The 24,014-nt window shown below is 71.3% G+C and carries 20 protein-coding genes; 8 read left to right on the top strand and 12 right to left on the bottom strand.

The window, feature by feature from the left end; all coding sequences use genetic code 11:
• Positions 1–3 precede the first annotated feature (3 nt).
• From ACF059_RS00780 to ACF059_RS00795, 4 genes are all read left to right on the top strand, one after another.
• Positions 4–3,183, top strand: a complete 3,180-nt coding sequence (locus tag ACF059_RS00780; RefSeq protein WP_392049706.1) for a nitrate- and nitrite sensing domain-containing protein — start codon at positions 4–6, stop codon at positions 3,181–3,183.
• Between the two features lie 10 nt (positions 3,184–3,193).
• Positions 3,194–3,607 (top strand): roadblock/LC7 domain-containing protein, encoded by a 414-nt coding sequence (locus ACF059_RS00785; protein ID WP_030037347.1) that lies wholly within the window; start codon positions 3,194–3,196, stop codon positions 3,605–3,607.
• A 93-nt stretch (positions 3,608–3,700) separates the two neighbouring features.
• Entirely contained in the window at positions 3,701–4,258 is a 558-nt protein-coding gene (locus ACF059_RS00790; RefSeq protein WP_360894639.1) for a DUF742 domain-containing protein, read from the top strand.
• On the top strand, positions 4,239–4,826 hold the full coding sequence (locus ACF059_RS00795) for an ATP/GTP-binding protein (RefSeq protein ID WP_073911148.1): 588 nt from the start codon (positions 4,239–4,241) through the stop codon (positions 4,824–4,826). Before ACF059_RS00790 ends, ACF059_RS00795 begins: the two co-directional genes overlap by 20 nt.
• Before the next feature lie 136 nt (positions 4,827–4,962).
• Here the strand turns inward: ACF059_RS00795 and ACF059_RS00800 are convergent, their stop codons facing one another.
• Both ACF059_RS00800 and ACF059_RS00805 read right to left on the bottom strand, forming a co-directional pair.
• Positions 4,963–5,163, bottom strand: coding sequence for an acyl-CoA carboxylase subunit epsilon (locus tag ACF059_RS00800; RefSeq protein WP_360894641.1), 201 nt, complete (start codon positions 5,161–5,163; stop codon positions 4,963–4,965).
• A 23-nt stretch (positions 5,164–5,186) separates the two neighbouring features.
• Positions 5,187–6,770 (bottom strand): acyl-CoA carboxylase subunit beta, encoded by a 1,584-nt coding sequence (locus ACF059_RS00805; protein WP_361952542.1) that lies wholly within the window; start codon positions 6,768–6,770, stop codon positions 5,187–5,189.
• A 273-nt stretch (positions 6,771–7,043) separates the two neighbouring features.
• Here ACF059_RS00805 and ACF059_RS00810 point away from each other — a divergent pair, with 273 nt between their 5' ends.
• Positions 7,044–7,673: a YceI family protein gene (locus ACF059_RS00810; protein ID WP_392049711.1), complete on the top strand. Its 630-nt coding sequence runs from the start codon at positions 7,044–7,046 to the stop codon at positions 7,671–7,673.
• Between the two features lie 47 nt (positions 7,674–7,720).
• On the opposite strand, the gene ACF059_RS00815 is transcribed toward ACF059_RS00810, so the two are convergent.
• The 6 genes from ACF059_RS00815 to ureA form a co-directional block, all read right to left on the bottom strand.
• Positions 7,721–9,079, bottom strand: a complete 1,359-nt coding sequence (locus tag ACF059_RS00815) for a hypothetical protein (RefSeq protein ID WP_392049714.1) — start codon at positions 9,077–9,079, stop codon at positions 7,721–7,723.
• A 98-nt stretch (positions 9,080–9,177) separates the two neighbouring features.
• Positions 9,178–10,806: a citramalate synthase gene (gene cimA, locus ACF059_RS00820; RefSeq protein ID WP_392049717.1), complete on the bottom strand. Its 1,629-nt coding sequence runs from the start codon at positions 10,804–10,806 to the stop codon at positions 9,178–9,180.
• A gap of 369 nt (positions 10,807–11,175) precedes the next feature.
• Entirely contained in the window at positions 11,176–11,796 is a 621-nt protein-coding gene (locus ACF059_RS00825; protein WP_392049720.1) for a TetR/AcrR family transcriptional regulator, read from the bottom strand.
• Between the two features lie 29 nt (positions 11,797–11,825).
• Complete coding sequence (locus ACF059_RS00830; protein WP_392049723.1) at positions 11,826–12,860, bottom strand: agmatine/peptidylarginine deiminase; 1,035 nt, start codon at positions 12,858–12,860, stop codon at positions 11,826–11,828.
• A 25-nt stretch (positions 12,861–12,885) separates the two neighbouring features.
• Positions 12,886–14,628: an urease subunit alpha gene (locus tag ACF059_RS00835; RefSeq protein ID WP_392049725.1), complete on the bottom strand. Its 1,743-nt coding sequence runs from the start codon at positions 14,626–14,628 to the stop codon at positions 12,886–12,888.
• The gene (gene ureA / locus ACF059_RS00840; RefSeq protein WP_392049728.1) at positions 14,625–15,335 is read right to left on the bottom strand and encodes an urease subunit gamma; all 711 of its coding nucleotides are present in this window, start codon (positions 15,333–15,335) and stop codon (positions 14,625–14,627) included. The genes ACF059_RS00835 and ureA overlap by 4 nt, the downstream gene beginning before the upstream one ends.
• A 158-nt stretch (positions 15,336–15,493) precedes the next feature.
• Between ureA and ACF059_RS00845 the strand changes: the two genes are divergently transcribed.
• Complete coding sequence (locus ACF059_RS00845) at positions 15,494–16,927, top strand: cytosine permease (RefSeq protein WP_392049731.1); 1,434 nt, start codon at positions 15,494–15,496, stop codon at positions 16,925–16,927.
• 82 nt (positions 16,928–17,009) lie between these two features.
• On the opposite strand, the gene ACF059_RS00850 is transcribed toward ACF059_RS00845, so the two are convergent.
• From ACF059_RS00850 to ACF059_RS00865, 4 genes are all read right to left on the bottom strand, one after another.
• Positions 17,010–18,095 (bottom strand): branched-chain amino acid aminotransferase, encoded by a 1,086-nt coding sequence (locus ACF059_RS00850; RefSeq protein ID WP_392049734.1) that lies wholly within the window; start codon positions 18,093–18,095, stop codon positions 17,010–17,012.
• Positions 18,096–18,321: 226 nt separating this feature from the next.
• On the bottom strand, positions 18,322–19,362 hold the full coding sequence (locus ACF059_RS00855) for a 3-isopropylmalate dehydrogenase (RefSeq protein WP_361952515.1): 1,041 nt from the start codon (positions 19,360–19,362) through the stop codon (positions 18,322–18,324).
• Between the two features lie 102 nt (positions 19,363–19,464).
• Positions 19,465–19,593 (bottom strand): hypothetical protein, encoded by a 129-nt coding sequence (locus tag ACF059_RS00860; RefSeq protein WP_361952512.1) that lies wholly within the window; start codon positions 19,591–19,593, stop codon positions 19,465–19,467.
• Between the two features lie 260 nt (positions 19,594–19,853).
• Positions 19,854–20,747 carry a LysR family transcriptional regulator gene (locus ACF059_RS00865; RefSeq protein ID WP_392049737.1) on the bottom strand — a complete coding sequence of 298 codons (894 nt, stop codon included), beginning with the start codon at positions 20,745–20,747 and terminating at the stop codon, positions 19,854–19,856.
• A gap of 100 nt (positions 20,748–20,847) precedes the next feature.
• On the opposite strand from ACF059_RS00865, the gene ACF059_RS00870 reads away from it, so the two are divergent.
• Together ACF059_RS00870 and ACF059_RS00875 are read left to right on the top strand one after the other, a co-directional pair.
• Positions 20,848–21,861, top strand: coding sequence for an NADP-dependent oxidoreductase (locus ACF059_RS00870; RefSeq protein WP_392049740.1), 1,014 nt, complete (start codon positions 20,848–20,850; stop codon positions 21,859–21,861).
• A 119-nt stretch (positions 21,862–21,980) separates the two neighbouring features.
• Entirely contained in the window at positions 21,981–24,008 is a 2,028-nt protein-coding gene (locus ACF059_RS00875) for a phosphocholine-specific phospholipase C (RefSeq protein ID WP_392049743.1), read from the top strand.
• The last annotated feature ends 6 nt before the right edge of the window (positions 24,009–24,014 follow it).

Raw genomic sequence — 24,014 nt, forward strand, 5'->3', positions numbered from 1 at the left:
CGAGTGAGGCGAAGCAACTCAAGCCCCGCGGATGAACCCGCGCGCGGCAACTTCACCCCGCCGCCGCGAGCGGCCGCGTCGCCCGTCGACGTGCCCGTGGACCCACCCGCGAAGGGCGGGAGCTCCAGCCGGTTCGCCCCCCGCAACTGGCGCGTGCCCACCAAGCTGAACGCCATCCTGCTCGTGCCCGCCCTCGTCGGGCTGGTCATGGGCGGTTTCCAGGTCAAGGGCTCGATCGACACCTGGAACGAGGCCAAGGACGCCGAGCGGATAGCCAGGGTCGTCCAGGCCGCCTCCGAGTACGGCCAGGCCCTGCTCAACGAGCGCGACCTCACCGCCGAGCCGCTGCTGAGCGGCGACACCAAGAGCGAGACCGTCACCAAGGCGCGCGGCGTCACCGACGCGGCCAAGGTGAAGTTCGACCGGGCCGTCCAGGACATGCCGAAGAACCAGGGCCTGGAACGGCGCCTGGACCTCTTCCGCGACGAGGAGCCCAAGCTCAAGCTGGTCCGTGACTCCGCGTACCTCGCGGCGGCCGAGACCCCCAAGAAGAACCTCCCCTCCGCGCCGGGCCCCATCCCGACCGAAGAGGGCTACGTGCTGGTCCAGCACTACCTCATGCAGTTCGCCAACGAGCTCGGCCTCGGCACCGGCAACGTGACCTCCTACGGCCGCATGGTCTACGCGATCCAGCTGGCCAAGGCGGCGAACTCGCTGCAGCGCTCCGTCGGCACCCACCTGCTGGTGCGCCCGAGCACGAACGAGGAGATCCGCAAGAGCCAGCTCGTCGCCTTCTCCTCGTACGCCTACCTCGAGGAAATCGCCATCGGCGAGTACGTCGCGGCGGGCACCGAGGAGGACGTCAACCGCCTCAAGCAGGTCATGGGCGAGAAGTCCAAGGAAGGCGCCGTCAAGCTCGCCGAGGCCAAGCGCCAGGCCGAGCAGAGCGGCACCCCCTTCAAGGCTCCGCCCACCGGCGGCCCCAACAACTCGGTGCTCACCGGCATGACCGAGGCGATAGCCAGCGGCGAGTCGAAGAAGAAGCTCGCCGAGAACGGCACCACGGCGCTGGCCTGGCAGGCCGCCGCCACCGCCAAGTTCGACGGCTACGACCAGATCGAGAAGGAACTCCTCGACAAGGCCGTCAAGGACGCCGTCGCGGTCTCCGACGACGCCCGCACCGACGCCATCACCAACGGCGCCATCGTGGTCGTGGCCCTGCTCGCCGCCTTCATCCTGGCCGGTCTCATGGCCCGCCAGATGGGCCGCGCGATGCGCCGCCTGCGTTCGGCCGCCTTCGACATCGCCGAGCAGCGCCTGCCGATGCTCGTCGACCAGCTCTCGCGCACCGATCCCGGCAAGGTGGACACCCGTGTCCACCCGATCCCGATCGACTCCCAGGACGAGATCGGCGAGGTCGCCCGCGCCTTCGACCAGGTCCACCGGGAAGCGGTACGTCTCGCGGCCGAGCAGGCGCTCCTGCGAGGGAACGTCAACGCGATCTTCACGAACCTCTCCATGCGCAACCAGTCGCTGATCGAGGGCCAGCTGACCCTCATCACCGACCTGGAGAACAACGAGGCGGACCCGGACCAGCTGGAGAACCTCTTCCGCCTGGACCACCTGGCCACCCGTATGCGCCGCAACGGCGAGAACCTCCTCATCCTCGCGGGTGAGGAGCCGGGCCGCCGCTGGGACCAGCCGGTCCCCCTCGTCGACGTCCTGCGCGCCGCCTCCTCCGAGGTGGAGCAGTACGAGCGCATCGAGCTCTCGGGCGTCTCCGACGCCGAGATCCACGGCCAGGCCGTGACCGACCTCGTGCACCTGCTCGCCGAGCTGCTGGAGAACGCCACCACGTTCTCCTCCCCCCAGACCAAGGTCCGCGTCAACGCGACCCGTCTGCCGGACGGCCGCGTGATGGTCGAGATCCACGACAAGGGCATCGGCCTCACCGCCGAGGACTTCGCGGACATCAACCACAAGCTCGCCAACCCGCCGACCGTGGACGCCGCGATCTCGCAGCGCATGGGTCTGTTCGTGGTCGGCCGGCTGGCGGACCGCCACAGCATCCGCGTCCAGCTGCGCCCCTCGGGCGAGGCCGCCGGTACGACGTCGCTGATCATGCTTCCCGACGCCATCACCCACGGTGGCGGTGGCGAGGGCATCCCGGAGGACGACTTCACGGTCTCCCAGATCATCCCGGAGCAGAAGGCCCAGCTGGCGCCCCCGCTGCGCACGGCCGCCGAGCTCGGCTTCGACGACTCCCGCTACGACGAGCAGGGCGCCGACGGCCGGGGTCTCGACCCGGTCGGACGCTCCCTGGTCCGCGAGGAGCGGCGGGCCGCGCTGGAGGCCCAGGCGGGCTATCCGCAGGGCCGGCAGGAGTTCCAGGGCCAGGACTATCCGGAACCCCAGCCTGAACACGGGTACCAGCAGTACCAGGACTACGACCAGCAGCCCGGGCAGGGCTACGACGCCCCGTACGAGGCCCAGCAGGCGCAGCAGGGGTACGAGGAGTACCCGCAGCAGGACTACGCCTATACGGAAGACGGCTACCCGGATCAGCAGCCGGGCCAGCAGGGCTACGACAATGGCTACGAAGCCCCGTCGCAGCAGGCCGAGTGGCCCGGTCAGAACGCCTATCCCGCTGGCTACCAGCAGGATTACGGGACCGAATCGGAATCCCAGGCCGTCCCCGAACCGGCTCCGGACCGCGTAGGCTTCGACCGTCCGGGCGCCGCCGCCGACACCGGTCATGTGATGACCGGAGCGGGCCTGCCGCGCCGCGGCAGCCAGCAGCAGTGGCAGCCGGCACAGCAGGAAACGGAGTCCACCGGATCCCTCTTCGAGCAGCGGTCGCCGCGTCAGCAGCAGCCGCAGGCCCCGGAGCAGGAGAAGGAAGGCAGCACCGCCTGGCGCTCGGGCAACGACGAGCGCTGGCAGCAGGCCGCCAAACTCCGTGAGCCGAAGGCGGGCGGGGTCACCCCCTCCGGTCTTCCCCGGCGCGTGCCCAAGGCCAACCTGGTCGAGGGCGCGGCGGAGACGACCCCGCAGGGCGGCCCCCAGGTCTCCCGCGCTCCGGAGGACGTCCGCGGCAGGTTGAGCAACCTGCGGCGCGGTGTCCAGCAGGGACGCAGCGCGGGATCTGAGCAGTCAAGTAACAGCTATGACCAGGAGCGTTAGTGTGAGCCCGATGAGCCAGGCGGCACAGAACCTGAACTGGTTGATCACCAACTTCGTGGACAACACCCCAGGGGTGTCCCACACGGTGGTGGTCTCCGCCGACGGCCTTCTTCTGGCGATGTCCGACGGATTCCCCCGCGACCGCGCCGACCAGCTGGCGGCCGTGGCCTCCGGACTGACCTCGCTGACCGCCGGGGCCTCCCGCATCTTCGAGGGCGGCGCCGTCAACCAGACGGTCGTCGAGATGGACCGGGGATTCCTTTTCCTCATGTCCGTCTCGGACGGCTCGTCCCTCGCGGTGCTCGCGCACCCCGAGTGCGACATCGGCCTCGTCGGTTACGAGATGGCCCTTTTGGTGGATCGTGCGGGCAGTGTCCTCACCCCGGACCTGCGCGCCGAGCTGCAAGGAAGTCTTCTCAACTAGCAGACAGGCAGTGCGTTTCGCGCCATCGCACCATAGGGTGCGGTGGCGCGGTTCCACAGGGAGTACTGCGTACTTGGAGTCGGAGGAGGAAACGTGACAACACCCGGAGGACATCCTTATGGCGGCGCGCAGCAGCCGCAGGGTGGGCACGACCAGAACCGATTCAACTTCCCCTCCGCTCCCAGCCGGCCGGTGCCGGAGCAGAATCCCTACCAGCAGCAGCCGTACGGCCAGCCCCAGCAGCCTCAGCAGCCGCACATGCCTCCGCAGCAGCCTCCGCGCGCTGCCCGGCAGCCGGCTCCGAAGGCCCACAACCCGCTGGTGCGTCCGTACGCGATGACCGGTGGCCGTACTCGGCCGCGCTACCAGCTCGCCATCGAGGCGCTGGTCAGTACCACGGCCGATCCCGCGCGTCTGCAAGGGCAGTTGCCCGAGCACCAGCGCATCTGCCGCCTGTGCCAGGAGATCAAATCCGTCGCGGAGATCTCGGCACTGCTCTCCATTCCTCTTGGTGTCGCCCGCATCCTCGTCGCCGACCTGGCGGAGGCGGGCCTTGTCGCCATTCATCAGCCCGGCGGCGACGAGTCTGCCGGTGGCCAGCCAGACGTGACACTGCTCGAAAGGGTGCTCAGTGGACTTCGCAAGCTCTAACGGCGGAGCGGCTCCCGCCCGCTCCACCACCTCCGCGAAGATCGTGGTGGCGGGCGGCTTCGGCGTGGGCAAGACCACGTTCGTGGGCGCGGTCTCCGAGATCAACCCCCTGCGCACCGAAGCCGTCATGACCAGCGCCTCGGCCGGAATCGACGACCTCACCCACACCGGTGACAAGACGACCACCACGGTCGCCATGGACTTCGGCCGCATCACCCTGGACCAGGACCTGATCCTGTACCTCTTCGGTACGCCGGGCCAGGACCGCTTCTGGTTCATGTGGGACGACCTGGTCCGCGGCGCGATCGGCGCCGTCGTGCTCGTCGACACCCGCCGTCTCGCCGACTGCTTCCCGGCGGTCGACTACTTCGAGAACAGCGGGCTGCCGTTCGTCATCGCCCTCAACGGCTTCGACGGCCACCAGCCGTACACCCCGGAGGAAGTCCGCGAGGCCCTGCAGATCGGCCCGGACGCCCCGATCATCACGACCGACGCCCGCCACCGCGCGGACGCCAAGAGCGCGCTCATCACGCTCGTCGAGCACGCCCTCATGGCGCGCCTGCGGTAGCAGCCGTTCGTATCCGACAGGCCCCTGCGCTCGCGGCGCGGGGGCCTTCGCCGTGGGCGGGGGCCGCGCGCGGCCCGGTACGGCGGAAGGCCCCGCACCCTTGAGGGGTGCGGGGCCTTTCGTGGGCTCGGGGAGCTCAGCCCTGCCAGCTGTGCGGGGCGCGGAAGCCCGGGGTGCGCTCCAGGCGGCGCCAGCCGGCCTGGCGGGGCGTGCGCACCGCGGTCTCCTCGGGCGTGGCGGCGGCGCGGGCGAGCAGGATCGCGGTGATCGCGGCCAGCTCCTCGGGCTCGGCGTTGCCCTTCTCGACGCGCAGCAGGGTGTCAGTGGCGTGGGTCATGGGGTGGCAGGTCTCCTTCGCGGTTACTGCGGCGGGTTGCCGTGCTTGCGGGACGGCAGATCGGCGTGCTTGTTGCGGAGCATCGCGAGGGCGCTGACGAGGACCTCGCGGGTCTCGGCGGGGTCGATGACGTCGTCGACGAGGCCGCGCTCGGCCGCGTAGTACGGGTGCATCAGCTCGGCCTTGTACTCCTTGACCATGCGTACGCGCATGGCCTCGGGGTCCTCGGCGTCCGCGATCTGCTTGCGGAAGATGACGTTGGCCGCACCCTCGGCGCCCATCACGGCGATCTCGTTGGTGGGCCAGGCGTAGGTGAGGTCGGCTCCGATGGACTGGGAGTCCATGACGATGTAGGCGCCGCCGTAGGCCTTGCGCAGGATCAGCGAGATCCGCGGGACGGTGGCGTTGCAGTACGCGTACAGCAGCTTGGCGCCGTGGCGGATGATGCCGCCGTGCTCCTGGTCGACGCCCGGCAGGAAGCCGGGGACGTCCAGCAGCGTGATGATCGGGATGTTGAAGGCGTCGCACATCTGGACGAAGCGCGCGGACTTCTCGGAGGCCTCGATGTCGAGGACGCCGGCGAGGTGGGCGGGCTGGTTGGCGACGATGCCGACGACCTGTCCGTCCATGCGGGCCAGGGCGCAGATGATGTTGCGGGCCCAGCGCTCGTGGATCTCCAGGAAGTCGCCCTCGTCGACGAGCTCCTCGATGACCTTGTGCATGTCGTACGGGCGGTTGCCGTCGGCGGGCACCAGGTCCAGCAGGACCTCGCTGCGGCGGTCCGCCGGGTCGCTCGTCTCGTGGACGGGCGGGTTCTCGCGGTTGTTGGAGGGCAGCATCGAGATGAGGTAGCGGACCTCGGAGATGCAGGTCTCCTCGTCGTCGTACGCGAAGTGCGCGACGCCCGAGGTCTCGGCGTGCACGTCCGCGCCGCCGAGGCCGTTCTGGGTGATCTCCTCGCCGGTCACCGCGCGGACCACGTCCGGGCCGGTGATGAACATCTGCGAGGTCTCCCGGACCATGAACACGAAGTCCGTGAGGGCCGGGGAGTACGCGGCGCCGCCGGCGCACGGGCCCAGCATGACCGAGATCTGCGGGATCACGCCCGAGGCCTTGGTGTTGCGCTGGAAGATGCCGCCGTAGCCGGCGAGGGCGGAGACGCCCTCCTGGATACGGGCGCCGGCGCCGTCGTTCAGGGAGACCAGGGGGGCACCGGCCGCGATGGCCATGTCCATGATCTTGTGGATCTTCGTGGCGTGGGCCTCGCCCAGGGCGCCGCCGAAGATGCGGAAGTCGTGCGCGTAGACGAAGACCGTGCGGCCCTCGACCGTGCCCCAGCCGGTGATGACACCGTCCGTGTAGGGCTTCTTGGCCTCCAGCCCGAATCCGGTCGCCCGGTGGCGGCGGAGCTGTTCGACCTCCTTGAAGGAACCTTCGTCGAGCAGCAGCGCGATGCGCTCGCGGGCGGTCAGCTTGCCCTTGGCGTGCTGGGCCTCGGTCGCGCGGTCACTGGGGCCGCGACGCGCCTGCTCGCGCAGGGAGTGCAGCTCGGCCACGCGCCCGCGGGCGTCCGTCGGCTCGCTCGGGGTCTGGTCCACAACGGTCATGTACCGACCTTACGAAGATCGCCATGAAAAACCTCCGTTCATTCCGCACAGTCTCGGGAGTCTTCCGCTGTCTGGCCCGCACAGTGCCACCCGGAGATGTGAGGACTCCCCCAGAGGCGGCCGTCGTCCTTTGTTGGAGTCCCACAAAGACACCTGACGGCGTGCCTAGATGTTGAAATTTGAACGGAATGGGTCTAGCGTCGTCCTCGTTGAAGTCGTTGAACATTCAACAGAACTGCACACCCCGCGCAGGACACTACCGAGGAGGAAGCCATGGGTCTCTTCACCCGCCGCAGCCAGGACACCACCATCACCAACGCCGCCGCCGACACCGCCGTCGCCACGCTGGAAGTGGACCCGGCGCTCGCCGCCCTCACCGGCGACTACGTCATCGACGCCGCCCACAGCAGCATCGGCTTCACCGTCCGCCACGCCATGGTCACCAACGTCCGCGGCACCTTCGCGGACCACGAGGGCACCCTGCACCTGGACGGCACCGACCCGTCGCGCTCCACGGCCGCGATCGACGTCAAGATCCCCTCGGTCAGCACCGGCATCGCCGACCGCGACGCCCACCTGCTGGGCAGCGACTTCTTCGACGCCGAGCTCTTCCCGCTGATGACCTTCCGCTCCACCGAGGCGCGGCAGCTCGGCGGCGACGCCTACCGCGTCACCGGCGAACTGACGATCAAGGACGTCACGCGTCCGCTCGCCATCGACCTGGAGTTCACGGGTTCCGCCAAGGACGTCTACGGCAACGAGCGCGTCGGCTTCGAGGGCTCCGCCGAGATCCTGCGCTCCGACTGGGGTCTGACGTGGAACGCCGCGCTGGAGGCCGGCGGCGTGATGGTCAGCGACAAGGTGAAGCTGACCTTCGACATCTCCGCCATCAAGCAGGCCTGACCGGCGGACCGGGAGGGGGCCCGAGACCTACGGGCCCCAGGGGGCGGTCAGAAACCGCCCCCGCCGTCGAAGCCTCCGCCGCCGTCGAATCCGCCACCGCCGCCGAAGTCCCCGCCGCCGAAGTCGGACGGGTTGAAATCGGCCCCGGAGACGTCCCCGCCCTCGAAGCCGCTCCCCGGGCCGCCGCCCAGGTCCGAGGCGTAGGCGGGGCTGGACATCATCGAACCGAGCATCGTGCCCATGAGCAGGCCGGGCAGCATGCCGCCGCCGAAGTAGCCGCCGGCCCAGGGACCGTACGCCGGGCCGGCGTCGTAGTAGGGACGCGGTCCGTGCGCGGTGTCGACCGTGCGGACCGCCGGGTCCAGCCCGTCGCGCAGCCGTACCGCGTCCGCCGTGCAGACGGGCACCGTACGGGCCGCCGCGCCGGCCGGAGCCCAGGTGGCGTCCTCGGTGCTCGGCCCGTGGCGCGGGTCGAAGAAACAGGGCGGGCGGCGCTCGGGAACCGGACGCCCCTGACGGCGCGCGTCCAGGCAGGTCAGGGCGTACCGGCCGTCCTCCAGCGCCTGGGTCACGCCCCTGACCTCCTCGGGGTACTGGACCGAGGCCATGATCTGCTTGGCCTTCTCGTACGCGTCGAGCCCCTGCTCGTAGTCCTTGCGCATGAGGTCGTCGGCGCCGGGCTCGCCGGGGTGGAAGTCGAGGCGGTCGAGCTCCTCGCCGAAGGCCGTGATGTCCTCGTCGACCACCACGCGCAGACGCTCGATGGCCTCGCGCCGGGCCTCTTCCTTCTTCTTGCGGTTGCGGCGGACCAGCGCGTACGCGCCGCCGCCGCCGATCGCGGCCACCGCGCCGAGCGTGATCAGGCCGCCGACGGGAGCGCCGCCGTCCGCGCCGGCGCCGTCCCATGAAGCGGGGGCGCCGCCCCTGACCTGGCTCAGCGCCTGGTCCACGAAGTTGTTGAGCTGGGTCACCGGGTCGGGCGCGCCCACCTTCACCGCGTCGGAGAGGTTGCGCACGGCGTCCGGGGCCATGACCGCCCGGTCGGCGCGGGCGCTGAAGCCGTCCCCGAGGCGGATCGCGTAGAGCCCCGTGATGCCGGTCTGGGCGCGGACGGCGCCGAACACCTCGCCCGGCGGGAACTCCGCGGTCGCGGGCAGCACGGCGACGAACACCGGCTTCCCCGCGTCCTTGATCTTCTTCGCGAGCGCGTCCGCCTCGGCCTCGGGCAGCTGCGCCTCGGCTCGGGGGTCGACGTAGACCGGGCCCTCCTTGAGGGCCTGGGCCACGGCTTCGACCCCGGTGGCGGCCGACGCCTGCGGGGCGCCCGCGAGGGCGGCCGCCGACAGGGCCAGCAGCAGACCGGACAGCAATGATCCACAGCGCACGGATATCAGCCTGGTCCTCATAGCCACGACGCTACCCGAACCAGAACTTTCCCGTGTGAGACGGACATAAGGCATCACGTCTCGCCGGACGGGAGCCCGACGGGCCGCAGCCCGGACGGCTACTCGGCCGGTTCGACGCCCGCGTGCAGGAGCCCGTAGGTGTAGGCGTCCTCCAGGGCCTGCCAGGAGGCCGCGATCACGTTCGGCGCCACGCCGACCGTGGACCACTCGCGGACGCCGTCGGTCGTCGCGATCAGCACGCGGGTCGTGGACTCCGTGCCGTGCTTGCCCTCCAGGATGCGGACCTTGTAGTCGACCAGCTCGAACTTGGCCAGCTGCGGGTAGAAGCGCTCCAGGGCGACGCGCAGCGCGCGGTCCAGGGCGTTGACCGGGCCGTTGCCCTCGGCCGTGGCGACGATCCGCTCGCCCTTGGCCCACAGCTTGACCGTGGCCTCGTTGGCGTGGGTGCCGTCGGGGCGGTCCTCGACGATCGCGCGCCAGGACTCGATGCGGAAGTACTTGCGGGCCCGGCCCTCCGCCTCGGCGCGCAGCAGCAGCTCGAAGGAGGCGTCGGCCGCCTCGTAGGTGTAGCCCTGGAGCTCGCGCTCCTTGACCCGCTCCACGACGCGCGAGATCAGCGCGCGGTCCCCGCCGAGCTCGACGCCGAGCTCCTTGCCCTTGAGCTCGATGGAGGCGCGGCCCGCCATGTCGGAGACCAGCATCCGCATGGTGTTGCCGACCCGCTCGGGGTCGATGTGCTGGTAGAGGTCCGGGTCGACCTTGATGGCCGAAGCGTGCAGGCCCGCCTTGTGCGCGAAGGCGGAGACGCCGACGTAGGGCTGGTGCGTGGAGGGCGTGAGGTTCACGACCTCGGCGATCGCGTGCGAGATCCGGGTCATCTCGGCGAGCGCGCCCTCGGGGAGCACCTTGCGTCCGTACTTGATCTCCAGGGCGGCGACGACGGGGAAGAGGTTGGCGTTGCCGACCCGCTCGCCGTAGCCGTTCGCCGTGCACTGGACGTGGGTGGCCCCCGCGTCGACGGCGGCCAGGGTGTTGGCGACGGCGCAGCCGGTGTCGTCCTGGGCGTGGATGCCCAGGCGTGCGCCGGTGTCGGCCAGCACGGTGGCGACGGTCGCCGTCACCTGGGCGGGCAGCATGCCGCCGTTGGTGTCGCAGAGGATGACCACGTCGGCGCCGGCCTCGTGGGCCACGCGTACGACGGACTTCGCGTACTCGGGATTGGCGCGGTAGCCGTCGAAGAAGTGCTCGCAGTCCACGAAGACGCGGCGGCCCTGGGCGACCAGGTGGGAGACGGTGTCGCGGACCATCTCCAGGTTCTCGTCCAGGGTGGTGCGCAGGGCGAGCTCGACGTGGCGGTCGTGGGACTTGGCGACGAGCGTGATCACGGGGGCGCCCGATTCCAGCAGGGCCCGCACCTGCGGGTCCTGGGCCGCGGAGCCGCCGGCCCGGCGGGTCGCGCCGAAGGCGACCAGCTGGGCGTTCTTGAAGTCGATCTCCGCGCGGGCGCGGGCGAAGAACTCGGTGTCGCGGGGGTTGGCGCCGGGCCAGCCGCCCTCGATGAAGCCCACTCCGAAGTCGTCCAGGTGCCGGGCGATCGTCAGCTTGTCCGCGACCGTGAGGTTGATGCCCTCGCGCTGGGCGCCGTCGCGCAGGGTGGTGTCGAAGACGTGGAAGCAGTCGTCCAGGCCGCCGGACAGCACAGTTGCCGCCTCTGGTGTCGTCGTCATGCTGATCTGACTCCTGTCGGATGAGTGGTTCCGGATGTCCGCCTATGGGGGCAGGCAACCGTCACTGCCCCCATCATCGCGCGCAGTGCGCTCCCGGCTGGGATGGGCCGGGAAACGAAAAAACCCCTCGCGGGTAGCGAGAGGTCTGCACGCGGGTCCGAGGCACGGTGGCCGCTTCCGCGAAGTTCTTCCACGGTTCAGCGGCCACGGGGGACCGGCGCGCTGCTGGCGATAATCATGAGCTGAGCAGGCACGGCGGCAGTCTGCCACAGTCCCCGCCCCGGATGGACAGCGATCTCAGCATGCGGGCACGCGCCCGCGCGCACGCCCCCGGCCCGCGCCCCCGCCCCCGTAAGGGCGCGGCCGGCGTCACGAGCGGGGAGTGAGGGATTCGGTGAGGAACTCACGGACGTGGTCGAGGATGGCCTGCCGGTCCACCGTCGGCAGACCGACGGCCAGCTGGATGCTGAACCCGTCCAGCAGGGCCCTCGTACGGGTCGCCACGCGGTCGGGGTCCACCGCCCGGAACTCCCCGCGCGAGACGCCCTCGGCCAGCAGCGCCACCAGGTCGCGGTGCCAGGCGCCCTCGATGGCCGCCTGCCGGTCGCGCTCCTCGGGGCCGGCGTTCTGCGAGCGGTTCCAGACCTCCAGCCACAGCGTCCAGTGCGGGTCGCGGGCCTGCGTGGGCACGTACAGGTCGACGTACGCGCGCAGGCGCTCGGCGACCGGGCCGCGCCGGGCCAGCAGGGCCCGGCGTTCGGCGCCGAGGGCGGCCTCGCTCCACTCCAGTGTCTGCAGCAGGAGCTCGTCCTTGCTGCGGAAGTAGTAGAGGAGGTGGCCGCTGCTCATGCCGACCTCGCGGCCCAGCCCGGCCATGGTCAGGCCGTCCAGACCCCGCTCGGCGATCGTGGCCATGGCGGCGGCGAGTACGGCCTCGCGCGGGGGCGCGTTCCTGCGCGCCGCCCGTACCGGTACTCCACCCGCCGTCATGGCCCCGCTCCTCGTCCGTCCGCCGCAGGTCAGACCTTCGGCTGCTGCTGGGTGATGCAATGAATACCGCCACCCCCGGCGAAAATCGTACGTGCGTCGACGAGCGTCACGGTCCGCTCGGGGAACAGACCGCGGAAGATCTCGGCGGCCTCCTCGTCGCGCGGGTCGTCGAAGGAGCACAGCACGACGCCGCCGTTGCACAGGTAGTGGTTGATGTAGGAGTAGTCCACCCACTCCCCGTCCTCCTCCAGCACGGTCGGCGCGGGGATCTCCACGACCTCCAGCCGCCGGCCCCGCGCGTCGGTGGACGCGCGCAGGATCGCCGCGATGGTCTTGCAGCGCTCGTGGTCCGGGTGGGCCGGGTCGGGCTGGGTGTGCACCATGACGACGCCGGGGCGGGCGAAGGCGGCGACGATGTCGACGTGCCCCTGGGTGCCGTAGGTGCCGTAGTCCCCGGCCAGGCCGTACGGCAGCCAGATCGCCTTGGTCGTGCCGAGGTGGGCGTGGATCTCGGCCTCGACCTGCTCGCGGGTCCAGCCGGGGTTGCGGCCCTTGCCCAGCTGCACGGTGTCGGTGAGCAGGACGGTGCCCTCGCCGTCGACGTGCAGGGCGCCGCCCTCGTTGACGAGTGCGGTGCTGAACGTACGGGTGCCGACCACGTCCGAAACGTGCCGGGCGATCTTGGAGTCGTGGTCCCAGCGGGCCCACTCCTGTGCGCCCCAGCCGTTGAAGGTCCAGTCGACGGCCGCGAGCTCCCCGGCGTCGTTGGTGACGAAGGTCGGGCCGATGTCGCGCATCCAGGCGTCGTCGAGCTCCCGCTCGACGATCTCCACGTCGTCGCCGACGAGCCCGCGGGCGCTGTCCGCGTCACCGGGCGAGACGACGAGGGTCACGGGCTCGTACGCGCGCACCGCGCGGGCGACGGCGCCCCAGGCCCTGCGCGCCTCGGCGAGCTCCTGCTCGGTGGTGAAGGTGGGGTTCGGGCTGGGCCAGGCCATCCAGGTGCGCTCGTGGGGCGTCCACTCGGCGGGCATCCGGAAGCCGTGGTCGGCGGGCTTGGGCATGAAGGGTCCTTACGGGGGTGCTGGCCTACAGGAAGTACAGGCGGTTCAGGGACACCGCATCGGCGGCTTCGGAGCGCAGCGGTTCCCCGTCGAGGGAGACGAGTCCGCTGCGCGCGTCCACATCGACCGCGCCCACCCGGGAGTTCAGGAGCAGGTCCCGGGGGCCGATCCCGCGGGTGCCGCGGACGGCGACGCGCCGCCTGCGGGTGGGCATCTCATCGCTGCCGAGGGCCGCCGCGGCGGCCGAGACGAAGGCGACGGAGATGTCGGCGGCGGTGGCCCCGTACGAGCCGAACTGCGGGCCGAGCACCAGGGGTTCGCAGGTGTCGGTGGCCGCGTTGGGGTCGCCGGTAACCCCGTACGCCGGGAAGCCGGACTTGAGGACCAGCTGCGGCTTGGCGCCGAAGAACTGCGGGCGCCACAGCACGATGTCGGCGAGCTTGCCGACCTCGATGGAGCCGATCTCGTGCGCCAGGCCGTGGGCGATGGCCGGGTTGATGGTCAACTTGGCCATGTAGCGCAGGACGCGGGCGTTGTCGTCGCCCTCGCCGTCGCCGGCCAGCGGGCCCAGCTCGCCCTTCATCTTGGCGGCCATGGCGAAGGTGCGCCGGATGGTCTCGCCCGCGCGGCCCATGCCCTGGGCGTCGGAGGAGGTGATGCCGATCGCGCCCAGGTCGTGCAGCACGTCCTCGGCGCCCATGGTGCCGGCGCGGATCCGGTCGCGGGCCATGGCGGCGTCGCCGGGAAGGTCCGGCTTGAGGTCGTGGACGGAGACGATCATGCCGTAGTGCTCGGCGACGGCGTCCCGGCCGAAGGGCAGGGTGGGGTTGGTGGAGGAGCCGATGACGTTCGGCACGCCCGCCATCTTGAGCACGTTGGGCACGTGCCCGCCGCCGCAGCCCTCGATGTGGAAGGCGTGGATGGTGCGGCCGTCCAGGACGCGCAGGGTGTCCTCGACGGAGAGGCACTCGTTCAGGCCGTCGCTGTGCAGGGCGACCTGTACGTCGTGCTCCTCGGCCACGCGCAGGGCGGTGTCCAGGGCGCGGGTGTGCGCGCCCATGTCCTCGTGGACCTTGAAGCCGGAGGCACCGCCCTCGGCCAGGGCCTCGACGAGGGGCGCGGCGTCCGAGGACGAGCCGCGCGCGAGGAAGCCGATGTTGACGGGCCAGGCGTCGAAGGCGTTGAAGGCGTGCTTCAGCGCCCACGGGGAGTTCACGCCGACGCCCCAGACCGGGCCGAACTCCTGGCCGATGACCGTGGTGACGCCCGCGGCGAGCGAGGCCTCCATGATGCGCGGCGAGAGCAGGTGGACGTGGGTGTCGACGGCGCCGGCGGTGGCGATCAGGCCTTCGCCGGAGACGATGGAGGTGCCGGTTCCGACGACGACGTCGACCCCGTCGAGGGTGTCGGGGTTGCCGGCCCGGCCGATCGCGTGGATCCGGCCCCCGCGGATGCCGATCGAGACCTTGCGGATGCCGAGGACGGCGTCGATGACCAGCACGTTGCTGATGACGACGTCACAGGTCTCGCGGACGGCGGCGGCCTTCAGGTGCAGGCCGTCGCGGGCGGTCTTGCCGAAGCCGGCGAGAAACTCGTCGCCGGGTTTCTGGGCGTCGTGCTCCACCCGGACGGTGAGCCCGCTGTCGCCGAGCCGCACCCGGTCCCCGGCGCGGGGGCCGAAGACGGAGGCGTACTCGTGCGGGTCGATGTGCCGGCTGCCGGGGGCGCAGTGCGCGCTGTGGTCGTGGTGGGGGGTCTGGCGGCTCACGCCTGTGCTCCTTCGCTGCCGGTGTCGCCCACGCCGAGGTAGCCGCAGGCCGCCGCGCGGCGCAGGGCCTCGTCCTTGGCCCCGGGGGCGTCGAGGGGTCCGTCGACCAGGCCCGCGAAACCGATGGCGATCCGGTCGCCGCCGATGGGGACGAGGCCGACCTCGCCCTCGCCGTGCGGGTCGAACCGGACGGACGAGCCCGCCGGAACGCACAGCCTCATGCCGTAGGCGGCGGCGCGGTCGAAGTCGAGGCGGGGGTTCGCCTCGAAGAAGTGGAAGTGGGAGGTGACGCTCACCGGCACGGGGGCCGTGTTGCGCACGCGCAGGCGCAGCTGTGGCTCCGGCTGGGGCGCTCCGGGGCCGGGCAGGACCGCGCCGGGGGCGTCCTCGCCGAGGCTCGCGGCTCCCCGGATCGGGGAGGAGACGACCGCGAGGCGGGAACCGTCGTCGAAGACGGCCTCCACGTGCACCTCGGCGACCACGTCCGCCACGCCGGGCAGTACGTCGTCGGGGCCCAGCACGCTGCGGGCCTCCTCGATCGCCTCGGCCAGCCGCTTGCCGTCGCGTGCGGCCTCGCAGACGGTGTCCGCGATCAGCGCGGTGGCCTCGGGGACGTTGAGCCTCAGGCCCCGGGCCCGGCGGGCCCTGGCCAGTTCTGCCGCACTGCGCAGCAGCAGCCGGTCGCGCTCCGTAGGGGTCAGCCGCACGGCGATCCACCACCTTTTGCCTCGATGGGTTAGAGCATCACTCTAACTCTTCATTTCCTCGCAAGGAATCATTGACCTGGGACCAGGGCTTGGGTCACATTGAGTGTCGCTCAAACACTTGTGCAACCACCCCCCGCCCTGCCCAAGGGAGTCCCCCCATGCCCATCGAACAGCGCGGAGTCGACACCATCCCCGAAGAGGAGCGGACGAGCGGTCCCCGTGACCTGATCTCGATCCTCCTCGGCTCCAACCTCTGCCTCGGCGTGATCGTCTTCGGCTGGCTGCCCCCGTCCTTCGGGCTGGGCCTGTGGCCCTCCGTCACCGCCATCGTCACCGGCACCCTCGTCGGGATCGCCTTCACCGCGCCGCTGGCGCTGGTGTCGCTGCGGACCGCCACCAACCTGTCCACCTCCAGCGGCGCCCAGTTCGGCGTCCGCGGCCGCCTCGTCGGCTCGGTGGTCGGCCTGCTGCTCTCGCTGGGCTACACGGCCCTGACCCTGTGGATCGGCGGCGACGTCATGGTCGGCGTCCTGTCGCGCCTCACCGGGCTGCCGGACACCGGCGTCTCGCGGGCCGTGATGTACGGCGTACTCGCCGCGTGCACCGTCGTCGGGGCCGTCTTCGGCTACCGGCTGCTGCTGCGCATGAGCAAGGTGCTCTCCGTCGGCATGGTGGCCCTGCTCGCCGTCGGCCTCTTCGCCTACTCCGGCGACTTCACCACCGCCGCCCCGCCGGACACCGCGTACTTGCTCGGCTCCTTCTGGCCGACCTGGCTGCTCGCGGCCGTCGCCGCGGGCCTGAGCGGCCCCGTCGCCTTCATCACCCTGCTCGGCGACTACACGCGCTACATCTCCCCCCGCAGGCACGGCTCCCGCAAGGTGCTCTGGGCCACCGGTTTCGGCCTGCTCATCGGCCTGCTGATCCCGCAGCTCTTCGGCACGTACACCGCGCTCGCGGCGAAGGCCGGCGCCGACTACGCCGGGCCGCTCGTCGAGGCCGCGCCCTTCTGGTACCTGGTTCCGCTGCTCGCCGCCGCCGCGGCCGGCTCGGTGGGCAACGCCGGGCTGATGCTCTACTCCATGGGCCTGGACCTGGACGCGATCGTGCCCCGGGCCACCCGCACCACGGCCACCCTGGTCGCCGCCGCCGTCGCCACCGCCTTCGTCTTCATCGGCTCCTTCGAGTGGGACGTGCAGTCCGCGATGACCTCGTTCGTGCTGCTGCTGACCGCCATCGGCACCCCGTGGGCCGTGATCACCCTCATCGGCTACGTGCGCTGCCGCGGGCAGTACGACGCCGACGCCCTCCAGGTCTTCAACCGCCGCTCGGTGGGCGGGGTCTACTGGTACCGCGGCGGCTGGAACCTCGCCGCCACCGCCTCCTGGGCGATCGGCGCCGGCATCGGCCTGCTCGCCGTGACCACCCCGTTCTACGAGGGACCGCTGCTCGCCCTCACCGGCGGCGTTGACTGTTCCTTCGTCCTGTCCGGCCTGGCGGGCGGGCTGGTCTACCTGGCCCTCACGGCCCGTACCGCCCCGGCCGCCGTCCCGGTCGCCGCGCAGGACCCGCAGCCCTCGGCCGCGTCCGCCTGACCGGCCCGTACGCGAGAAGGGCCCGCCTCCCGATGGGGAGGCGGGCCCTTCTCGATGTCCGCTTGCGCCAGCCGGCCTGAGCTCAGCCGAGCTGGTGCATCCAGCCGTGGTGGTCGGCGGAGTGGCCGGTCTGGAGCTCCAGGAGCGCCTTGCGCAGCCGCATGGTCACCTGGCCGGGCGTGCCGTCGCCCTGGGTCCAGTTGGCGCGCTCGGACTTGACCGAGCCGACCGGGGTGATCACGGCGGCGGTGCCACAGGCGAAGACCTCGGTGAGGGTGCCGTTCGCGTTGTCCCGCTCCCAGTCCTCGGTGGTGATCCGGCCCTCCTCGGCGGTGTAGCCGAGGTCGCGGGCGATGGTGAGGAGGGAGTCACGGGTGATGCCGGGCAGCAGCGAGCCGGTGAGCTCCGGGGTGACGATGCGGTCGCCGTACACGAAGTACAGGTTCATGCCGCCCATCTCCTCGATCCAGCGGTGCTCGACGGCGTCGAGCCAGACCACCTGGTCGCAGCCGTGCGAGGCGGCCTGGGCCTGGGCGACGAGCGAGGCCGCGTAGTTGCCGCCGGTCTTGGCCGCACCGGTGCCGCCCTTGACGGCGCGCACGTACTCCTCGGAGAGCCAGACGGAGACGGGCTTGACGCCGCCGGGGAAGTACGCGCCCGCGGGCGAGGCGATCACGATGAAGAGGAACTCGTTGGCGGGACGGACGCCGAGGCCGACCTCGGAGGCGAACATGAACGGCCGCAGGTACAGGGAGGCCTCGCCGGAGTCCGGCACCCAGGCGCGGTCCTGCTTGATGAGCGCGTCGCAGGCCTCGATGAACAGCTCGGTCGGCAGCTCCGGCATCGCCATGCGGCGCGCGGAGGTCTGGAAGCGCTCGGCGTTGGCCTGCGGGCGGAAGGTGGCCACGGTGCCGTCGGGCTGGCGGTACGCCTTGAGTCCCTCGAAGATCGTCTGCGCGTAGTGCAGCGTCATGTTCGCGGGGTCCATCGACAGCGGCGCGTACGGGACCAGCTCGGCGTCGTGCCAGCCGCGGCCCTCCGTCCACTTGATCGTCACCATGTGGTCGGTGAAGTGGCGGCCGAAGCCGGGGCTGGCCAGGATCGCCTCGCGCTCCGCATCGGACAGCGGGTTCGAGGAGGGCTTGAGCTCGATCGTGGGCGTCGTCATGAGTGCTTGTCCTTCACCGGTTGTGTATGGCGGACCGCGCTCACGGCGTACTAGGACGTCCGAGCTTCCCCGCATTCCGCGGCCTCGCGTTCGATTATCGCCCGCGGGCAGGCTTCGGAGAAGCGGGGAGAGCGGCCCAGGGAGATGGTGGCACCCGGGGGCCGCACAGGAGAAGCCGCCGGGTCCCATTGTGACCCGGCGGCTTCCTGAGGGTGGAGCTGCCGGGTCAGCCGGCTACGCGAGCGGCGAGCGCGTCACCGATCTCGTCGGTGGAGCGGAAGGTGCCGTCGCGCTCGGCCAGGTCGGCGCTGACCGCGTCCTCGATGCGGACGGCCTGGGCCTCGTAGCCCAGGTGGCGCAGCAGGAGGGCGACGGAGAGGATCGTCGCCGTCGGGTCGGCCTTGCCGGTGCCGGCGATGTCCGGGGCCGAGCCGTGGACGGGCTCGAACATGGACGGGAAGGCGCCGGTCGGGTTGATGTTCCCGGAGGCGGCCAGGCCGATTCCGCCGGTCACGGCGGCGGCCAGGTCGGTGAGGATGTCACCGAAGAGGTTGTCCGTCACGATGACGTCGAAGCGCTCGGGCTGCGTGACGAAGAAGATCGTCGCGGCGTCGACGTGCAGGTAGTCGGTGGTGACCTCGGGGTACTCCTGGCCGACCTTGTCGAAGATGTTCTTCCACAGGTGGCCCGCGTACACGAGGACGTTGTTCTTGTGGACCAGGGTCAGCTTCTTGCGGGGGCGGGCGTTGGCCCGCTCGTACGCGTCGCGGACCACGCGCTCCACGCCGTACGCGGTGTTGACGCTGACCTCGGTGGCCACCTCGGCGGGGGTGCCGGTGCGCAGGCTGCCGCCGTTGCCCGTGTACGGGCCCTCGGTGCCCTCGCGGACCACGACGAAGTCGATCTCCGGACGGCCGGCCAGCGGGGTGGCCGTGTTCGGGAACAGCTTCGACGGGCGCAGGTTGATGAAGTGGTCGAAGGCGAAGCGGAGTTTCAGCAGCAGGCCGCGCTCCAGCACGCCGGACGGGACCGAGGGATCGCCGATGGCGCCCAGCAGGATCGCGTCGTGGTGCTTGAGGGCTTCGAGCTCCGCGTCCGGGAGGGTCTCACCGGTGCGGTGCCAGCGCTGGGCGCCGAGATCGTAGGGCTTGGTCTCCAGCTTCACATCCTGGGGCAGGACCGCGGTAAGGACCTTGAGTCCCTGAGCCACGACTTCCTGGCCGATGCCATCACCGGGGATCACTGCGAGATTGATGCTGGTCGACATGGCGGAACCGTACTCCGTGTCCCAGCCCTCAGACATTCTGCGTCCACCATCTGGACGCAGAATGCCGGGCCGGCGCTGGTCGCTGTGCTGTCGCGGCGCTGGTCAGTGGCCGGTCGCCCCGCCGTTGTCACGGCGGTCCAGGGCCCGCTGGAGGGCTGCGGCGGCGTTCTTGCGGTCGGCGGCCGAGGCGGAGGTGTGACGGACGCGGCGGGGGGAGGTGACTGCGTTCATGGTGATCGACTCCTTGAGATCACGGCGTGGCGGGGCCACGGATGAGGGGTTCCTTCAAGGCGCCGGAAGAGGCGGGGAGCAGTGCGCCGCAGGGGTTGCCTGCCAGGGGCGCGCGCTCTCGACCGCCATTCGCCGGATCGGCGAGACGTTCGGCTCCTACAAAGCTAGGGCAGGTCCCGCTGTATGTCTCGGCAATTACTCGGACTTCCTACTATCTGAGACGCGCACCCCCTCGACGAGGCTCGCCGAGGGGCTCCGTTTCAGCCCTTCTGCGAGCGGAGTTCCCTGATCAGGGCCCTGACGGCGAGACCTCGGGCCAACTCCGGCGTGGTGACGTATCCCACCTGTCTCACCGGCCCCCGGGGGCCCAGATCGGTGATGTCGACCGCCTCGGTCGCCTCCCGCAGGGACAGCTCGGGCATGATCGCCATGCCGAGTCCGCGGCCGACCATGGTCAGCACCATCGCGTCGTCCTCCGCCTTCACGGTCGCCCGCGGGATCCAGTCCTGGGCCCGCCACCAGGAGCGGGTGTAGGAGCCGCAGTTCTCGTCCCAGTCCATCAGGGGCAGCGCCCTCGGGTCCGGATGCCCGGCGGGGTGCACCAGGCGGTACGCCTCCTCGGTGAGCACCCCGCTCAGCAGGCCGGGCAGCGCCCCCTCGGCCGCGCCCAGCGTGGCGATGCCCAGATCGGCCCGGCCCGCGGCCACCTCCCCGGCCGCCCCGGCGCCGATCTCGCGCACCACCCGGACCTCGGGGCGGACGCCGGGGTGCCGGGCGGTGAGCCGCTCCAGGGCGGGCGGGAGCAGGTGCAGGGCCGCGCTGCGGAAGGCGGCGATCCGCAGCACGCCCTCCACCGCGTCCCCGCCCAGGTCCCCGCCCTGCGTCCGGGCCGCGCCCCGCACCTCCGCGCCCATGACCTCGTACAGGCGCAGGATCCGGCGGGCGTGGCCGACCGCCCGCTCCCCCGCCCGGGTGGGGCGGGCCCCGGTCCTGCCGCGCTCGAAGAGCACCGCGCCGAGCTTGGCCTCGCTGCCGCGCACCGAGTGCGAGACGGCCGACTGGGTGAGGCCGAGCCCGGCGGCCGCGGCGGAGAAGCCGCCGCTGTCGGCGACGGCGACCAGGATGCGCAGTTCCTGGGGGAGAAGATCGGACACGGGGCCCCCACCTCGTTCCATGAGCGCCGCTCATGCCACGGCGGCTTCCATGAACCCAACCCCCTGCCCGGCCCCGGGATTCCTTCCTAGCGTCGGAGCCATGAACCGGAACACCGCATACGCCGTCCACCAGAGCGCCCGCCCCACCGGCCTGCCCTCCCCCACCGACTTCACCTACGTCACCCACCCGGTCCCCGAACCGGCGCCGGGCACCGCCCTCGTGGCGAACCTGCTGCTCTCCGTGGACCCCTACCACCGGGGGTTGATGGACGGCGGCGAGGGCGGCTTCGAGCTGAACGCCCCGCTGGAGGGCCGCTCGGTGGGCCGCGTCATCGCCTCCCGCGACCCGGGCCTGGCCGAGGGCGACCTGGTCTTCCACCGCGAGGGCTGGCGCACGCACGCGCTCGTCACCCTCGGCGTGGGCGGCACCCGCAAGCTGCGGGGCCACGAGGGCGTCCCGCTGGAGGCCTACCTCTCCGTCCTCGGCGGCACCGGCCTGACCGCGTACGCGGCCCTGACCCGGACGGCGGGGCTGCGGCCGGGCGAGGACCTCTACGTCTCCGCCGCCGCGGGCGGGGTCGGCACGGCCACCGGGCACATCGCCCGGCTGCTCGGCGCCCGCCGGATCATCGGCAGCGCGGGCTCGGCGGCCAAGGTCCGCCACCTCACCGAGGTGCTCGGCTTCGACGCGGCCTTCGACTACCACGACGGGCCGGTCGGCGAGCAGCTCGCGAAGGCCGCGCCCGGGGGCATCGACGTCTACGTGGACAACGTCGGCGGCGACCACCTGGAGGGCGCCATCGACGTGCTGCGCGAGTACGGGCGGATCGCCTGGGTCGGCGCCGTCTCCACCTACAACGGCGACCGCTCCCCCGCGGCGCCCCGCAACCTCTTCGAGGTCGTCCACAAGTCGCTGCGCCTGGAAGGGGTATTGGTTCGCCATCACACCAATCTGCAGGACGAGCTGGAGGACTTCCTCGTCCCTCATCTGCGCAGCGGCCGGATCGGTACCGACACCACCGTTGTGCAGGGGTTCGACCGCACGGTGGACGCCTTCCTCGGCCTGTTCCGAGGAGAGAACCTCGGCAAGATGCTCGTGCGGATCGACGGCTGACGCCGGCCCGCCGGAAGTTCACCGAACTCTTACCGCACGGATGTAGACCTTTGAGCCGGACCCCGTCACTCTTGCCGTCAATGTGCCAGCGGGGCACGTGAGTTGGAGGTGAGGGGCCAGTGAAGCCGATCAGCCGCAGAGGTTTCGTGGGAATCGGGGCCGGGCTGGTGGCGGGGGCGGCCCTGCCCGCGGCCCAGCCGGCGACGGCGGCCGCGGCCGCCGCGACCGGCACCATCACCGACGTCAGGCACGTGGTGATCCTGATGCAGGAGAACCGCAGCTTCGACCACTACTTCGGCAGGCTGAAGGGCGTCCGCGGGTTCGGCGACCGCGCCGCCGGCAACCTCCCGGGCGGCTGGGGCATGTTCAACCAGCCCAACTGGGGCGGCCGCCAGTACCCGTGGAAGCTCAGCGCCACCCCGCCGGCCGGCGGCGTGGACGGCGAGACCCTGGCCCAGTGCAACGGCGACCTCCCGCACAGCTGGACCTCGCAGCACGCGGCCTGGAACAAGGGCCGGATGGACAACTGGGTCACCGGAGTCGGCAACACCCGCACGCTCGGCTATCTGGACCGGGGCGACATCCCCTTCCACTACGGCCTCGCCGACCACTACACGATCTGTGACGCCTACTTCTGCTCCACCCTCAGCGCGACCGGCCCGAACCGCACCTTCCTGTGGAGCGGCAAGATCGACGCCTCCAGCAAGGACGGCGGCGACGAGTCCGGGCTGACCTGGGAGACGTACGCGGAGGCCCTCCAGCGGGCCGGCATGAGCTGGAAGGTCTACCAGAACGCCCAGGACAACTACGGGGACAACGGCCTGGCCTACTTCAAGAAGTTCACGGACGCGGCCCCCGGCAACCCGCTGTGGGACCGGGGCATGGGCTCGGTGCCCAAGGTCACCGGCTCCACCCCCGACGACATCGCGGCCGCCATCCGCGCCGACGTCCTCGCCGGCACCCTCCCCCAGGTGTCCTGGGTCGTGGCCAGCGAGGCCTTCTCCGAGCACCCCTACGCCCCGCCCGGTGACGGCGCGCACTTCGTGGACCTGGTCTACCGCGCGCTCGCCGCCGACCCCGAGGTCTTCGACTCCACGGTCCTCTTCCTCAACTACGACGAGAACGACGGCTTCTTCGACCACGTGCCGCCGCCGGTCGCCCCGCCCGGCACCCCGGGCGAGTACATCGACGGCACCCCGATCGGCCTCGGCTTCCGCGTGCCGATGCTGGTGCTGTCCCCGTGGACCCGAGGGGGCTGGGTGAGCTCTGAGGTCTTCGACCACACCTCGGTGCTGCGCTTCATGGAGACCTGGACGGCGGCCCTCGGCACCCCCGCCACCTGCCCGAACATCAGCGCCTGGCGCCGCAAGGTGACCGGCGACCTCACCGGCGTCTTCGACTTCGCCCACCCGGTCTACGGGGTCCCCGGGGGCCTGCCGTCCACCGCCAAGGTGATCGGCCAGGCGACCTGCGCCCCGCTCCCCAACCCGGCGCCGCAGGACAACGCCCTCCCGGCGCAGGAGCCCGGCACCCGCCCGGCGCGCGCCCTTCCCTACCAGGTGAACGGCAACCTGGACCGGTTCGAGTTCGGGGCGGCCGGCAAGATCCTGGCCTGGTTCTCGATGACCAACCAGGGCGCGCAGGCGAAGCAGGCGGCGCACTTCTCGATCCACCCCCACCAGTACCGGGACACGGCGGCCTGGCAGTACACGGTCGACGCGGGCGCCTCGGCCTCCGACTACTTCAACATCGGCCTCGGCAGCGGCTCCGGCAAGTACGACATCTCGATGCACGGCCCGAACCGCTTCCTGCGGCGCTTCCTCGGCGACGCGACGAAGCCCGGCAAGTCCCTGGAGGTAGCGGCCCGCTTCGCGGTGGAGCCCGGCACCGGCAAGACGGCGATCTGGTTCAAGCTGACGAACGCCTCCTCCGCCGCCGTCACCTTCACGATCCGCTCGAACGCCTACCGCACGGACGGGCCGTGGACCTACACGGTCCCGGCGAACTCCTCGCGCGAGGACTACTTCAACGCCGTGGCCTACAGCAACGGCTGGTACGACTTCACGATCCTGGCCGACTCCGACGGCACCTGGTCGCGCCGCTACACGGGCCACATCGAGACGGGCGCCGCCAGCGTCTCCGGCTAGCCCCGG

This window comes from Streptomyces sp. NPDC016562 (assembly GCF_043076955.1).
Taxonomy (GTDB): Bacteria; Actinomycetota; Actinomycetes; order Streptomycetales; family Streptomycetaceae; genus Streptomyces.

Excerpts from the sequence above, each read along its gene's own strand:
- ACF059_RS00815 (WP_392049714.1), bottom strand. The coding sequence starts at position 9,079 with ATGAGGACCAGGCTGATATCCGTGCGCTGTGGATCATTGCTGTCCGGT.
- ACF059_RS00850 (WP_392049734.1), bottom strand. The coding sequence starts at position 18,095 with ATGACGACGCCCACGATCGAGCTCAAGCCCTCCTCGAACCCGCTGTCC.
- ACF059_RS00785 (WP_030037347.1), top strand. The coding sequence starts at position 3,194 with ATGAGCCAGGCGGCACAGAACCTGAACTGGTTGATCACCAACTTCGTG.
- ACF059_RS00830 (WP_392049723.1), bottom strand. The coding sequence starts at position 12,860 with ATGCCCAAGCCCGCCGACCACGGCTTCCGGATGCCCGCCGAGTGGACG.
- ACF059_RS00810 (WP_392049711.1), top strand. The coding sequence starts at position 7,044 with ATGGGTCTCTTCACCCGCCGCAGCCAGGACACCACCATCACCAACGCC.
- cimA (WP_392049717.1), bottom strand. The coding sequence starts at position 10,806 with ATGACGACGACACCAGAGGCGGCAACTGTGCTGTCCGGCGGCCTGGAC.
- ACF059_RS00870 (WP_392049740.1), top strand. The coding sequence starts at position 20,848 with ATGAACCGGAACACCGCATACGCCGTCCACCAGAGCGCCCGCCCCACC.
- ACF059_RS00855 (WP_361952515.1), bottom strand. The coding sequence starts at position 19,362 with ATGTCGACCAGCATCAATCTCGCAGTGATCCCCGGTGATGGCATCGGC.
- ACF059_RS00825 (WP_392049720.1), bottom strand. The coding sequence starts at position 11,796 with ATGACGGCGGGTGGAGTACCGGTACGGGCGGCGCGCAGGAACGCGCCC.
- ACF059_RS00805 (WP_361952542.1), bottom strand. The coding sequence starts at position 6,770 with ATGACCGTTGTGGACCAGACCCCGAGCGAGCCGACGGACGCCCGCGGG.
- ACF059_RS00845 (WP_392049731.1), top strand. The coding sequence starts at position 15,494 with ATGCCCATCGAACAGCGCGGAGTCGACACCATCCCCGAAGAGGAGCGG.
- ACF059_RS00860 (WP_361952512.1), bottom strand. The coding sequence starts at position 19,593 with ATGAACGCAGTCACCTCCCCCCGCCGCGTCCGTCACACCTCCGCCTCG.
- ACF059_RS00800 (WP_360894641.1), bottom strand. The coding sequence starts at position 5,163 with ATGACCCACGCCACTGACACCCTGCTGCGCGTCGAGAAGGGCAACGCC.